This is a genomic window from Streptomyces sp. AB3(2024) (assembly GCF_041862025.1).
Taxonomy (GTDB): Bacteria; Actinomycetota; Actinomycetes; order Streptomycetales; family Streptomycetaceae; genus Streptomyces.
In genome coordinates this window covers 1-357 of record NZ_JBGWAB010000368.1, presented here as the reverse complement: position 1 = coordinate 357, position 357 = coordinate 1, and the positions used below count along the sequence as shown (strand labels likewise).

The window sequence follows — 357 nt, the reverse complement described above, 5'->3', positions numbered from 1 at the left end:
AGACGACGGTCCGCAAGGGCGTGTTCGAGCTGGAGTCCGGCGAGGAGCCGCTGGGCCGGGTTCGGCGTCCGGGTGGGGGTCGCAAGCGGGTCGCGGAACTCGATCCGGGGCTGCGGCCGGCTTTGCTGGCTCTGGTCGAGCCGGATGTGCGGGGTGATCCGATGTCGCCGCTGCGATGGACGGTGAAGTCGACCCGCGCACTCGCGAGGGAACTGACCCGGGCCGGGCACCGGGTCAGCGCGGACACCGTCGCGGATCTGCTGCGAGAGGAAGGCTTCAGTCTGCAGGCCAACGTCAAGACGCTCGAGGGCAGCCAGCACGTCGACCGGGACGCACAGTTCCGCTACCTCAACGAGC

At 70.0% G+C, this 357-nt stretch carries 1 pseudogene; it reads left to right on the top strand.

Annotation, left to right across the window (positions count from 1 at the left end):
• A pseudogene (locus tag ACEPPI_RS40805) lies at window positions 1-357 on the top strand (ISAzo13 family transposase); the annotation flags it as partial.